This window comes from Mycobacterium sp. (genome assembly GCF_039583805.1).
Lineage (GTDB): Bacteria > Actinomycetota > Actinomycetes > Mycobacteriales > Mycobacteriaceae > Mycobacterium.
In genome coordinates, this window is the sequence record NZ_JAVKSH010000055.1 from 1 (window position 1) to 12,578 (window position 12,578).

Sequence of the window (12,578 nt, forward strand, 5' to 3'; positions counted from 1 at the left end):
GCGACTTTGGCGGCCCAGGTCTCGACTTGGCGGCCGCCCACCTCGACGGTGGTGCCGCAGTTGCGGCACACCAGGTGGTGGTGGTGGTCTTCCGAGCAGCGCCGGTAGACCGATTCCCCGGTGTCGGTGCGCAGCGTGTCGAGCAGGCCCGCCGCCGACAGCGACTGCAGCGTCCGGTAGACGGTGGTCAGGCCGATGTTCTCGCCGCGGCGGCGCAGTTCGTCGTGCAGCTCCTGGGCCGAGCGGAACTCGTCGACGGTCTCCAGCAGTGCTGAGATCGCGGCCCGTTGCCGGGTGGAGCGCGGGCCGCTCACCGGGTCTCCTCGCCGGCGTGGGCCACGGCGTCGATCACGATGTGCGCCAGGTGGTGGTCGGCCAGCCGGTAGAGCACCTCGCGGCCCGACCGCTCGCCGGTGACGACGCCGGCGGCCTTGAGGATCTTCAGGTGCTGGCTGACCAGCGGTTGCGGCACACCCAGCGCGTCGACCAGCTCGTGCACGCAGCGCGCCGATTCGCGCAGTTGCAGCACGATGGCGATCCGCACCGGCGCGGCCAGCGCGCGTAGCAGCTCACCGGCGGCGTCGAGGATCTCCCGCGGCGGCGGCGGGGGGAACACCGCGCGGTGTCCGTGGCCGTCGGGGGCCAACGGGGACGTCGTCATGTCGTGTCAGCACCTAAGTGGGAACCGTGGTCGGGTGCTCCCACTTTCACATGCATGACAACGCATGTCAAAGATGGCGGGCCGCATCGCTACGATGACGAAGGCCCATGCGGGCCAGACCGTTCCCTGCGTCCACCGACAGGAGTGCTCACCCCGTGGCGTCCGTTCTCGACACCGTCGTCAACCTGGCCAAACGGCGCGGCTTCGTCTACCCCTGCGGGGAGATCTACGGCGGAGTGAAGTCGGCGTGGGACTACGGGCCGCTGGGGGTGGAGCTCAAGGAGAACATCAAACGGCAGTGGTGGAAATCGGTCGTGACGGCCCGAGACGATGTCGTCGGCCTGGACTCCTCGATCATCCTGCCGCGCGAGGTGTGGGTGGCGTCGGGCCACGTCGAGGTGTTCCACGACCCGCTCGTCGAGTCGCTGATCACGCACAAGCGCTACCGCGCCGACCACCTCATCGAGGCCTACGAGGCCAAGCACGGCCATCCGCCGCCCAACGGGCTGGCCGACATCCGCGACCCCGAGACCGGCGAGCCCGGCCGCTGGACCGAGCCGCGCGAATTCAACATGATGCTCAAGACCCACCTCGGGCCCATCGAGACCGAGGAGGGTCTGCACTACCTGCGCCCGGAGACCGCGCAGGGCATCTTCGTCAACTTCGCCAACGTCGTCACCACCGCGCGCCGCAAGCCGCCGTTCGGTATCGCCCAGACCGGCAAGAGTTTTCGCAACGAGATCACCCCGGGCAACTTCATCTTCCGCACCCGCGAGTTCGAGCAGATGGAGATGGAGTTCTTCGTCGAGCCGGCCAGTGCGCCGCAGTGGCATCAGTATTGGATCGACACCCGGCTGGCGTGGTACGTCGACCTGGGTATCGACCCCGAGAACCTGCGGTTGTTCGAGCACCCCAAGGACAAGCTGTCGCACTACTCCGACCGCACCGTCGACATCGAGTACAGGTTCGGCTTCGCCGGCAACCCGTGGGGCGAGCTGGAAGGCGTCGCCAACCGCACCAACTTCGACTTGTCCACACACGCAGAACATTCCGGCGTCGACCTGTCGTTCTACGACCAGGCCACCGACACCCGCTACGTGCCGTATGTGATCGAGCCGGCAGCCGGGCTGACCCGCTCGTTCATGGCGTTTCTGGTCGACGCCTACGTCGAGGACGAAGCTCCGAATGCCAAGGGCGGCATGGACAAACGCACCGTCGTGAAATTGGACCCGCGGCTGGCACCGGTCAAAGCGGCGGTGCTGCCGCTGTCCCGGCACGCCGACCTGAGCCCCAAGGCCCGCGACCTGGCCGCCGAGCTGCGCCAGTGCTGGAACGTCGAGTTCGACGACGCCGGCGCGATCGGCCGGCGCTACCGCCGCCAGGACGAGATCGGCACGCCGTTCTGCGTGACAGTGGATTTCGACTCCCTCGACGATCACGCTGTCACCGTGCGCGAACGCGACGCCATGACCCAGGACCGGATCGGGTTCGACGCCGTCGTCGACTATCTCGCCCAGAGGCTGCGGGGCTGCTGAGACCGGCGCCGGCCGTCGTCGCTACGGCAAGCCGGACCGGCGAGCTCCGCTGACCGTGCGAACCCGACGCTGACCCGATTCCGCGAGCAAGCGGGGCAGTTGGTCTTCGGGTGGGCGGATGATCGCCTACGGTGCGCGGGCGTGCGTGTTTGCCCCGGGTGGCGCCGGGGTCGCGTGTCAGTGTGGGTTTGTGGGGTTCGGGCCTTGCTGGGCGTGGACATTGGTGGCGGTGACGTTGCGCGGCAATAGTTTCCGTTGATCCGGGTCAGGGCCCGCGCCAACAGCTCGTCGGCGGTGGCGCGGGGGTCGTCGACCCCGCTGCCCAGGGCAGTGGCCAGCACGGTCTCGGTCTCGGCCCACGACGCCACATGCGGGCGGCCCACCCGCTGGTCCTGGTGGTTGTATTCGACGCCGTCCTTTTTGCGGCCGTACACCTCGACGTCGGTGGTGTCCAGGTCGATGGTGACCGTGCCTTCGCACAGCGCGGCGGCCCGCTGCGCGGGCAAAAGCGCCAGCGTCCGCTCGGTGAACACGATCATCCCCGCGTTGCCGGTCACCGACGCATCCGCACGACCAATTCGGATCGGCCGCCCTGAACGCTTCGCGCGACCCTTATCGGCCTGGTGCGGGGCGGCGCCCATCAGCACTTGCCGGACGGGATGCTCTCCTGGCCGCATTCGAGGTGGTGATGCGGCGTTCGAAACAGCGGGGGGAGGGTGATCGCGGCTGGGTTCTCAACGGATTGCGCGGTGTCGGCAAGACGGTATTGCTCAACGAGCTACTCCGTCGGGCCGGGGAACGGGATTGGGTTACCGCGAAGGTGGAGGCGGGCGCGGGTGAATCGCTGCCTGTCGCGTTGTCGCAGGCGTTGGTGCGGGGGATGCGCACCGCGACGGGGCGGCATCCAGAGTCACGGCTACGCCGAATGCTAGGGATTTTTGCAGGCGATCGGTAAACATTTGTGGGACAACGTGATCGGTTCTCCGATCAGTGCTGACGACGTTGAGGTGGGATTGCACGACGCGCGCCGGGAGGTCGACGATGGTCTCTACCACTCCAGGTGGGAGCGCGCCACCCCGGCTCAGCGCGACCTGCTGCGCGCGATGGCCGACCTGGCGGGCGACGGGTCGGCGACAGTGTCCGCCCTGGCATCTCGAATGAACAAATCGCGTGCCAGTGGCCTGTCGGTCGCCCGAAACGAACTGATCCAGAAGGGCCTGGTCTACGCCCCCGAGCGCGGCATGTTGGCCTTCACCGTGCCCGGCGTGCACGAGTTCGTCCTTCGACACGACATCCAGAAGATCGGGTAGAAACCCGGACCGGACGGACAGGCGTGCCAATTGCACTGTACGCCAACGTGCTTCGGGTAGTACCGGTCAATCCGCATATTCGCTTCCGGCGTATTGTCGCCCGCTCTCGGGTGGCCGCTCGCGCGACGGTGACTTTCGTGGTGCTTGAGGGGCGCTGATTCGGTGAGCCGCCAGAGGCGCAATTTGTCAACCAGATACTCGGCACTGGAGGCCATCGGAGGGTGGCGTGCTGCCGGGCGCTGCGCGCCGAACCGATTCACGTCACACCCGAAAAGGTCGTTCACACCGGCAAGGGTGCCAAGATTCTGGTACCGCGTGGCCAAACCATCGATGATGACCACCTCGATGCGCGTCTTGCCCGCGCACCCTACGCGATCATCCGCCCACCCGAAGACCAACTGCTCCGCCTCCTTGCGGAATCGGATCTGAGCCGAGCGTCTTGATGCTGAATGCTGATGCTAAAATGACCGACGTGCGCACCACCATCCGCATCGACGACGAGCTGTACCGCGAGGTCAAGGCCAGAGCCGCTCGCTCCGGCCGCACGGTGGCCGCGGTTCTCGAAGACGCGGTGCGCAGGGGCCTGGTCCCGGTCGACCACCCGGCGCAGGCTCGCTACACCGTGCACCCGACGGGGCGCGGAGGGCTTCGACCCGGTGTCGACATCTCCTCCAACGCCAGCGTCGCCGAGGCGATCGACGACGCTGCCCCCATCGATGCTCTGCGTTGACGTCAACGTCCTCGTCTACGCCCACCGCGAGGACCTTGCCGGGCATGACGACTACCGGCGGCTGCTCGAGCGGCTGGCCAACGACGATCAACCACTCGGGCTGCCGGACGTCGCGCTCGCCGGCTTCGTCCGGGTGACGACCAACCGCCGGGTCTTCACCGAACCCACGAGCACCGCCGATGCGTGGCGGGCGGTCGAGAGCTTGCTGGCTGCGCCCGCGGCGGTGCGGCTTGTCCCCGGCGAGCGGCACTGGACATTATTTCGCCGGCTCGCGGCCGACATCGATGCGCGCGGCAACGACGTCGCCGACGCCTATCTGGCCGCGTACGCCCTGGAGAACAACGCGACGTGGCTCAGCGCCGACCGCGGCTTCGCACGCTTCCGCCGGCTGCGCTTCTACCATCCCCTCGACGGGTAGCGCCGGCCGTCAGAACCGTCCGCCGCCGCCCATGAAGTCGCCGCCGGACGACCCGGACGACCCGCCGTAGGACGTCGGGCTCCAGCCGCCGCCGGGGCCGCCGCCGGAGCTGCCGCGCATCGCTGCCCGCAGCAGGTCGCCGATGATGATCCCGCCCATCATCGCGCCCGTGTTGTTGCCGCCGCCGTAGCGGGCGGTGTAGGCGCGCTGCGCGGAGCGGACGTCGCCGTCGGCCAGCGACTGGGCCTGCGCGGCCAGGGTCGCCGCGGCGTTGGCGTGGTTGATCGCCGAGCTGACGTCCGTCGACCGGGTTTCCTGCGCGGCATCGATGTGCCGGCTGGCCTCGGCGAGCCGGGTGCGGGCCTCGGACCCGATGCTGCCGCGCCGGGTGTCGACGAACTCCGACACCGCGCGCACCCGCGACTGCGCGGTGAACAACGCCTGCTCGAGTGTGCGGTCGAGCCGCTCGGCGGTCGCCTGCTCCTCGGCGACGGTGGCGAGCAGCCGGTGCAGCTCGGCGTCGGCCTTGGTCAGCCGGGCGAAGGCGCCCAGCGGATCGGCGGAGCCGCGCGAACGCGCGGCGGCGACCGCCTTCGTGGCGGCGTCGCGGGCAGCGGACAGCTCGCGGGCGTGCGCCGTCGTGGTGCGCTGCGCTTTCCGCAGGTACTCGCCGGCGTGCTCGACGCCGGCCCGGGCGTCGGCGATCGTCGACGGCAGCATCTCGACGGCGTGGCGGATGTCCCCGGCGGCGGTGTCGACGGCGTCGAGCAGCGCGCGGGCCTGGCCCAGTGCCGACTCGGCGGCGCGCACCGCGTCGACCAACCCGGTCAGTTGCCCGGCGACCGGGTGGGCCGCCAGGTCGCGTGCCCGGCTGATGTTCTCCTCGGCGAAGGCCAGTCGCTGCCGGGCGGCGGCGACGTTGCCCGACACCGAGGCCAGCGCGGCCGCGTCGAATTCCCGGTCCAGCTCGGCCAGCCGCTGCTCACCCGGGTCGACGCGGGCCGTCAGCTCGACGAACTGCCGGGTCAGCCCCTCCACCCGGGACGGCGCGTGCAGCACCAGATCCCGCAGCTGTTCGAACGCCTCGCGCTGCGCTTCGAGCTCGCGGTCGGCCCGCGCCGCCCCCACGACGACCCTGGTCAGCAGCTCCCGCCGCTGCGCGGGGGTCTCCGGGATCGCGTCGTCGAGTTGCTGGCGCACGGTAAACGCTTGCGCCAGAGCTGCTTTGGCGTTATCAACAGCCCGGCTGAACGGTTCGGTCCGCTGCGCGCCGAACTCCTCGACCGCCAGGGCGAGCTCGTTGGCGCTGGTGCGCACGGCGTTGTCGACGTCGACCACCTTCGATCGCGACAGCTCGTCGAGCGCGTGCAACGGCACACCCGCCAGCGCATCCGGGTCGGTGGGGTCGACCCGTCGCGCCGCCGCCAGCTGCGCCGCCCGGCGGCGGCGGCGACGGTAGCGCATGACCAGGACCAACGACAGCAGGGCCACCGCGATCACGGCCGGCGCGACCAGCAGCGTCGCACCGCCCGACGACACCGACCCGGGGGCGCGGTTGAGTCCGTTGGCCGCCGCCACCGCTGCGCCGCTCCAGTCGGCGCGGTGCAGCGCCGGCTCGATCCGGTTGTGCCGCAGGTCGTCGACCTGAACCGCGTTGACGGTGATCACCCGGGACGGCACCACGAACGCGTACGCGCGGTCGCCGGTGGCTACGGCGAGCATCGCATCGAAGCCGTCGAGGTCGCTGGCGCGGCGGGTGCTCTGCGCCCAGTCGAACGGGCCCTGGCCGGAGAAGCTGTCGACGTAGACCACCCACAGCCGGATGTGGCGGTCGGCGTAGAGCGCGTCCACCGCGGAGTCGACCGCGCTGCGACCGGCGCCGTTCAACGCCCCCGCGTCGTCGGTGACGTAGTCGACCAACCGCATCGGCGGCACGGCGGCGACGGCCGGCGCCAGCAGCAGCCCGAACGTCAGGGTCGCCAGCAGCCCGGCGAGCAGGCGAGCGGTGCGCATGACGGACAATCTAATGCGGATCGGGCGCGCCTGGCAGACTGTGGCTCGATGAGCCAGCAGGGTCCCTACCGCGCCTTCGACCGGCAACGGCTGGCGGTCGAGGAGCCCAAGACCGCGGGTCTGCCGGGCACCGAAAGCCAGCACCGCTCCGACTTCGCCCGCGACCGCGCCCGCGTCCTGCACAGCGCCGCGCTGCGCCGCCTGGCCGACAAGACGCAGGTCGTCGGGCCCCGGGAGAGCGACACCCCGCGCACCCGGCTGACCCATTCGCTGGAGGTGGCCCAGATCGGGCGCGGAATGGCGATCGGACTGGGCTGCGACCCCGACCTCGTCGACCTGGCCGGCCTGGCCCACGACATCGGGCACCCGCCCTACGGCCACAACGGAGAACAGGCCCTCGACGAGGTGGCGGCGGTCTGCGGCGGCTTCGAAGGCAATGCGCAGAACTTCCGGATCTTGACCGGCTTGGAGCCCAAAGTCCTTGACGTGCAGGGGCGCAGCGCCGGGCTGAACCTGACCCGGGCTGCGTTGGATGCGGTCACGAAATATCCGTGGCCGCGCGACGACGGGCGGCGCAAGTTCGGTTTCTACGACGCCGACGCCGACGCCGCCGCCTGGGTGCGGGACGGTGCGCCCGCGGACCGCGCCTGCTTGGAGGCGCAGGTGATGGACTGGGCCGACGACGTGGCCTACTCGGTGCACGACGTCGAGGACGGCGTCATCTCCGGGCGGATCGACCTGCGGGTGCTCGCCGACGACGACGACGCCGCGGCGCTGGCCGAACTCGGCGCGGGCGGGTTCGGCCGAATCGGCGCGGAGGATCTGCTGGCCGCGGCGCAGCGACTGTCGGGACTGCCGGTGGTCGCCGCCGTCGGCAAGTACGACGCGACGCTGGCGGCGTCGGTTGCGCTCAAGCGGTTGACCAGCGAGTTGGTCGGCCGGTTCGCGTCGGCGGCGATCGCGGCCACCCGCGCGGCCGCCGGTCCCGGGCCGCTGACCCGGTATGCGGCCGACCTGCAGGTGCCCGACCTGGTCCGCGCCGAGGTCGCGGTACTGAAAATCCTTGCGCTGCAGTTCATCATGTCCGATCCGCGGCACCACGACATCCAGGCCCGGCAACGCGAACGCATCCACCGGGTGGCGCAGTGGTTGCTGGCCGGAGCGCCGCGGACACTGGACCCGTTGCTCGCCCCGGCGTTCGGCGCCGCGGCCGGCGACGGCGCGCGGCTGCGGGTCGTCGTCGACCAGATCGCGTCCTACACCGAGAGCCGGCTGGAGCGCATCGACGCGGATGGTCGCCGCCGCGCTCTACACTGAGCCGATGGCGGGCCGTATCTCCGATCGCGATATCGCCGCCATCCGCGAACGTGTCCGCATCGACGAGGTCGTCGGCGACTACGTGCAGCTGCGCCGCGCCGGCGCGGATTCGATGAAGGGCCTGTGCCCGTTCCACGACGAGAAGTCCCCGTCGTTTCACGTGCGGCCCAACCACGGTCACTTCCACTGCTTCGGCTGCGGCGAGGGCGGCGACGTGTACGCGTTCGTCCAGAAGATCGAGCACGTCAGTTTCGTCGAAGCCGTCGAGCTGCTGGCCGACCGGATCGGCTTCACCATCAGCTACACCGGCGCCGCGACCAGCGTGCAGCGCGACCGGGGCACCCGCAGCAGGCTGCTCGCCGCCACCACCGCCGCGCAGCAGTTCTACGCGGCGGCGCTGGACTCCGACGAGGCCGCACCGGCCCGCCGGTATCTCACCGAGCGCAACTTCGACGCCGACACGGCGCGGCACTTCGGCTGCGGCTTCGCCCCGTCGGGGTGGGATTCGCTGACAAAACACCTGCAGCGCAAGGGTTTCGAATTCAAAGAGTTGGAATCCGCGGGGCTTTCCCGGCAGGGCCGCCGCGGCCCGATGGATCGGTTCCACCGGCGGCTGCTGTGGCCGATCCGCACGGCGGCCGGCGAGGTGATCGGGTTCGGCGCCCGGCGGATCTTCGACGACGACCCGATGGAAGCCAAGTACGTCAACACGCCCGAGACGCTGCTGTACAAGAAGTCGTCGGTGTTGTTCGGCATCGACCTGGCCAAGCGCGACATCGCCAGGGGACACCAGGCTGTCGTCGTCGAGGGCTACACCGACGTGATGGCGATGCACGTGGCCGGGGTGACGACGGCGGTCGCGTCCTGCGGCACCGCGTTCGGCGACGAGCATTTGGCGATGCTGCGCCGACTGATGATGGACGACAACTTCTTTCGCGGCGAGCTGATCTACGTGTTCGACGGCGACGAAGCGGGCCGGGCGGCGGCGATCAAGGCGTTCGCCGGCGAGCAGCACCTGGCCGGCCAGTCGTTCGTCGCGGTCGCCGCCGACGGCATGGATCCCTGCGACCTTCGGCTGGCGCACGGCGACGCCGCCCTGCGCGACCTGGTCGCGCGGCGAACCCCGTTGTTCGAGTTTGCCGTTCGCACCGCGCTGGCTGAGGTGGACCTGGACAGCGCCGAGGGCCGGGTGGCCGCGTTGCGCCGCTGCGTGCCGATGGTCGCCGAGATCAAAGACCCCACGCTGCGCGACGAATACGCCCGCCAGCTCTCCGGATGGGTCGGCTGGGCGGACGTGGCACAGGTCGTCGGCCGGGTGCGCGGGGAGGCCAAGAACCGAGGCCGGGGCGGACCCCGGCGCGCCGCCGCGGCACCCGTCGGCACCGAGGCGGCCGAGCCGGCGGCGCTGCGGCCCGACCCGCGCGACCCGACGCTGTGGCCGCAGCGCGAGGCGCTCAAGTCCGCGTTGCAGTATCCGGCGCTGGCCGGGCCGGTGTTCGACGCGCTGCCCGTCGAGAGCTTCACCCATCCCGGCTACGCGGCCGTCCGGGCAGCTGTCGCCGCGGCCGGCGGCACCGCGGCCGGCATCGGCGGGGCGCAGTGGATCGACGCGGTGCGCCAGCAGGCTGCCTCGCCGGCCGCCGGCGGTCTGATCGGCGAGCTCGGTGTGGAGGCTATCCGGGTCGACGACGACAGGCTGCCCCGCTACATCGCCGGGGTGCTGGCCCGGCTGCAGGAGGTCTGGGTGGGACGGCAGATCGCCGAGGTCAAGTCCAAGCTGCAGCGGATGTCACCGGTGGAGCAGAGCGACGAGTACCACGCCCTGTTCGGCGACCTGGTCGCGATGGAGGCCTATCGGCGCAGCCTGCTGCAGCAGGCCAGCGGCGACGACCTCACCGCTTGACGTCGCTGCGCTGCTCCACGACGGTGGTCACGTCGTCGATCTCGGTCAGCGTGACCGCCCGGGCGTCGGGGGAGACCCGGTCGGCGATCCTGCGGCGCCCCGCCTCGATCAACGTTCTGATGGCAGGACTGCTGGTCAGGGCGCGATAGGTGTCGACGATCTGCTCGTAGCGGCGTCGCCCGGCTTTGGCTCCCAGCACGTAGCCCAGCCCCAGCACGACGGCATACCGGATCAACGCGGTCCCTCCCCACGGTTGTGCGACGCTTCCATCCTGCCGCATGGCCGGGGCGCGCGAGCGGCGGGCACGATCCCCGGAGCGGTCATCAGTACGCTAGAGTCATGCCGCGATCCGCGCCAGTGTGCATGCGAATCGGCATGCGGATCGAGTAGTCCCCTGTAGCTCAATTGGCAGAGCGTTCGGCTGTTAACCGAAGGGTTGCTGGTTCGAGTCCAGCCGGGGGAGCACCGACGGGCCCGGCGGCTTTTTCGCCTTCTGCTGCTGTTGTTTGGCCACTTGCGCCACCGCGTTGGCCATCTGGCGTCGCTCCTGCTCGGACAGTTCGTAGAACGCCCATGCGCCCCAGGCGGCCGGCCGGATGAACAGCGTCACCCGGCGCTGGTTGCCGAACACAGCCGGAACGGCCACGGCGCGGTCGATGGTCGCCGAGGAGCTCATCTCCTGGGTGATCTGCTCGATGTTCGCCGACTCGTGAAGTTCGTAGGTCAGCGACTGGCCGATCCTGTTGGGCGGTCCTTGCAGCGCGAGGAACCACGCCATCTGCTTCTCCTTATTCTCGTTTGTCAACCACGCCAGCCTAGGAGATCACCACACGTGACTCGTCGAGATTGCGCTGGGTTGTCGAGATTGCACGGGGTTGTCGAGATTGCGCGGGGTTGTCGAGATTGCGCGGGGTTGTCGAGATTGCTTTGGGGGCTGCGATCGGCGCCCGCACCACGACCCCGGGCGCAATCTCGACGCCCACGAACCTACCCGGGCAGGTTCTCCGGGTGCAGCATCTCGGCGTAGCGCAGCGGCTCGGGGATGCCGAAGCCGTCGACGAGCGTCTGGGCGTGCGGCCGCAGCACCCGGCACCGGTCGTTGATACCGCGGGTGACGGCCTTGGCCCGCTCGGTCGACAGGTACCGGTGCTCCAGGTACCACGCCTTGTCGTCCTCGATCACCGACAGCGCGTACAGGTCGCACACATAGTCCAGCAGCTCGCGGGCCTTGCGGTCCTCGCACGAGTCGATCCCGGCGACGAACGCCTCCAGCACCACCCGGTCGATGTGCGCGGTCGCGGCGTGCAGCACGTGGTCCTGCACCGAGTTGAACGCGTCGAACGCCGGCATCTCGTTCGCCTTCGCCTGCAGCCGGCGCGCGACCGAGGACAGCAGGTACTCTTCGCGGTCCTCGAACATCTTGACCTGAGTGCCGCGGTTGAACAGGCTGCCCTCTTCTTCGTTGTCCTGCCGCGCATCCACGATCCGCTGCATGATCGCTTCCGCCGCAGTGCGTTTGACCACCCGGTCGCCGACGGCGCCGGCGGCGAAGCGCACCCACTCGACCGGGCTCATGCTCTTGATGTCGTCGGCGTAGGCGGTCAGCAGTTCCTTGGCCACCAGTTGGGTCAGCACCAGGTTGTCGCCTTCGAACGTGGTGAACACGTCGGTGTCCGCGCGCAGCGCGATCAGCCGGTTCTCGGCCATGTAGCCCGCGCCGCCGCACGCCTCCCGGGCCTCCTGGATGGCCCTGATGGCGTGCCAGGTGTTGGCCGCTTTCAGGCCCGCGGCGCGAGCTTCCAGCTCGCGCTGTTCCTCGGCGTCGACGACGTCGCACGTTTGCAGGTCGTGGCACTTGGACACCAGCTGGTTCTGCGCGAACCGCAGCGCGTAGGAACGCGCGATCAGCGGGAACAGCCGCCGCTGATGCGCCAGGTAGTCCATGATGAGCACTTCGTGCTGGTCGTCTGGCCCACTGAACTGCCTGCGCTGCAACGCATATCGGGTGGCGATGTCCAGCGCGACATGGGCGGCGGTGGCCGCGCTGCCGCCCACCGTGACCCGGCCGCGGATCAGGGTGCCGATCATGGTGAAGAACCGGCGGTTGGAGTTGTCGATCGGCGAGCTGTAGGTGCCGTCGGGCGCGACGTCGCCGTACTTGTTCAACAGGTTCACCCGGGGGACGCGGACGTGGTCGAACATGATCCGGCCGTTGTCGACGCCGGGCAGGCCGCCCTTGTACTCGCAGTCCGACGTGGTGACGCCGGGGAGGTCGTCGCCGTCGGCGTCGCGGATCGGCACCAGGACGCAGTGCACGCCGTGGTTGACCGGCCTGCCGTCGACCGGGGTGATCAGCTGTGCGAAAACAGCTGCTACGGTGGCGCTTTCGGCGGCACCGCCGATGTAATCCTTGCGCGACGTCGGGGTGGGTGAGTCGACGACGAACTCTTGGGTTTCGGGGTCGTAGGTCGCGGTCGTCTCCAGCGACTGGACGTCGCTGCCGTGGCCCGTCTCGGTCATCGCGAAGCAGCCGAGAAGGTCCAGGCTGATGATCTGGTGCAGGTAGGCCCGGTGGTGTCGTTCGGTGCCCAGGTTCTCGACCGCGCCGCCGAACAGCCCCCACTGCACCCCGGCCTTGACCATCAGGGACATGTCCGACATCGCGAGCATCTCGATCATCGTGATCGCCGC

At 69.8% G+C, this 12,578-nt stretch carries 13 protein-coding genes and 1 tRNA gene; 8 read left to right on the top strand and 6 right to left on the bottom strand.

Annotated features, from left to right (window positions below; genetic code table 11):
* A partial coding sequence (locus tag ABDW21_RS09270) for a transcriptional repressor (protein ID WP_343710335.1) occupies nt 1-314 on the bottom strand: 314 nt, incomplete at its 3' end.
* Complete coding sequence (locus ABDW21_RS09275; RefSeq protein ID WP_343600481.1) at nt 311-661, bottom strand: metalloregulator ArsR/SmtB family transcription factor; 351 nt, start codon at nt 659-661, stop codon at nt 311-313. The genes ABDW21_RS09275 and ABDW21_RS09270, both read right to left, overlap by 4 nt.
* Before the next feature lie 107 nt (nt 662-768).
* Here ABDW21_RS09275 and ABDW21_RS09280 point away from each other — a divergent pair, with 107 nt between their 5' ends.
* Nucleotides 769-2,196: a glycine--tRNA ligase gene (locus tag ABDW21_RS09280; protein WP_343600480.1), complete on the top strand. Its 1,428-nt coding sequence runs from the start codon at nt 769-771 to the stop codon at nt 2,194-2,196.
* Here ABDW21_RS09280 and ABDW21_RS09285 read toward each other — a convergent pair.
* The gene (locus ABDW21_RS09285) at nt 2,166-2,753 is read right to left on the bottom strand and encodes a hypothetical protein (RefSeq protein WP_343600479.1); all 588 of its coding nucleotides are present in this window, start codon (nt 2,751-2,753) and stop codon (nt 2,166-2,168) included. The two genes, ABDW21_RS09280 and ABDW21_RS09285, sit on opposite strands and share 31 nt — an antisense overlap.
* A gap of 131 nt (nt 2,754-2,884) precedes the next feature.
* Between ABDW21_RS09285 and ABDW21_RS09290 the strand changes: the two genes are divergently transcribed.
* From ABDW21_RS09290 to ABDW21_RS09305, 4 genes are all read left to right on the top strand, one after another.
* On the top strand, nt 2,885-3,151 hold the full coding sequence (locus tag ABDW21_RS09290; RefSeq protein WP_343600478.1) for a hypothetical protein: 267 nt from the start codon (nt 2,885-2,887) through the stop codon (nt 3,149-3,151).
* A gap of 52 nt (nt 3,152-3,203) precedes the next feature.
* Entirely contained in the window at nt 3,204-3,506 is a 303-nt protein-coding gene (locus tag ABDW21_RS09295; RefSeq protein ID WP_343600477.1) for a hypothetical protein, read from the top strand.
* A 472-nt stretch (nt 3,507-3,978) separates the two neighbouring features.
* Nucleotides 3,979-4,236: a ribbon-helix-helix domain-containing protein gene (locus tag ABDW21_RS09300; protein ID WP_343600476.1), complete on the top strand. Its 258-nt coding sequence runs from the start codon at nt 3,979-3,981 to the stop codon at nt 4,234-4,236.
* Nucleotides 4,223-4,654: a TA system VapC family ribonuclease toxin gene (locus tag ABDW21_RS09305; protein ID WP_343600475.1), complete on the top strand. Its 432-nt coding sequence runs from the start codon at nt 4,223-4,225 to the stop codon at nt 4,652-4,654. Before ABDW21_RS09300 ends, ABDW21_RS09305 begins: the two co-directional genes overlap by 14 nt.
* 9 nt (nt 4,655-4,663) lie before the next feature.
* Here the strand turns inward: ABDW21_RS09305 and ABDW21_RS09310 are convergent, their stop codons facing one another.
* The gene (locus ABDW21_RS09310) at nt 4,664-6,667 is read right to left on the bottom strand and encodes a TPM domain-containing protein (RefSeq protein WP_343600474.1); all 2,004 of its coding nucleotides are present in this window, start codon (nt 6,665-6,667) and stop codon (nt 4,664-4,666) included.
* Between the two features lie 48 nt (nt 6,668-6,715).
* On the opposite strand from ABDW21_RS09310, the gene ABDW21_RS09315 reads away from it, so the two are divergent.
* The gene (locus ABDW21_RS09315; protein ID WP_343710336.1) at nt 6,716-7,984 is read left to right on the top strand and encodes a deoxyguanosinetriphosphate triphosphohydrolase; all 1,269 of its coding nucleotides are present in this window, start codon (nt 6,716-6,718) and stop codon (nt 7,982-7,984) included.
* A gap of 4 nt (nt 7,985-7,988) precedes the next feature.
* On the top strand, nt 7,989-9,887 hold the full coding sequence (gene dnaG / locus ABDW21_RS09320) for a DNA primase (protein ID WP_343710337.1): 1,899 nt from the start codon (nt 7,989-7,991) through the stop codon (nt 9,885-9,887).
* On the opposite strand, the gene ABDW21_RS09325 is transcribed toward dnaG, so the two are convergent.
* Complete coding sequence (locus ABDW21_RS09325; RefSeq protein ID WP_343600471.1) at nt 9,877-10,122, bottom strand: hypothetical protein; 246 nt, start codon at nt 10,120-10,122, stop codon at nt 9,877-9,879. The genes dnaG and ABDW21_RS09325 overlap by 11 nt on opposite strands.
* A 155-nt stretch (nt 10,123-10,277) precedes the next feature.
* Between ABDW21_RS09325 and ABDW21_RS09330 the strand changes: the two genes are divergently transcribed.
* Nucleotides 10,278-10,350: transfer RNA gene (locus ABDW21_RS09330), tRNA-Asn, on the top strand.
* Between the two features lie 524 nt (nt 10,351-10,874).
* On the opposite strand, the gene ABDW21_RS09335 is transcribed toward ABDW21_RS09330, so the two are convergent.
* Nucleotides 10,875-12,578: acyl-CoA dehydrogenase (locus ABDW21_RS09335; RefSeq protein WP_343710338.1), on the bottom strand; the 1,704-nt coding region annotated here is incomplete at its 5' end.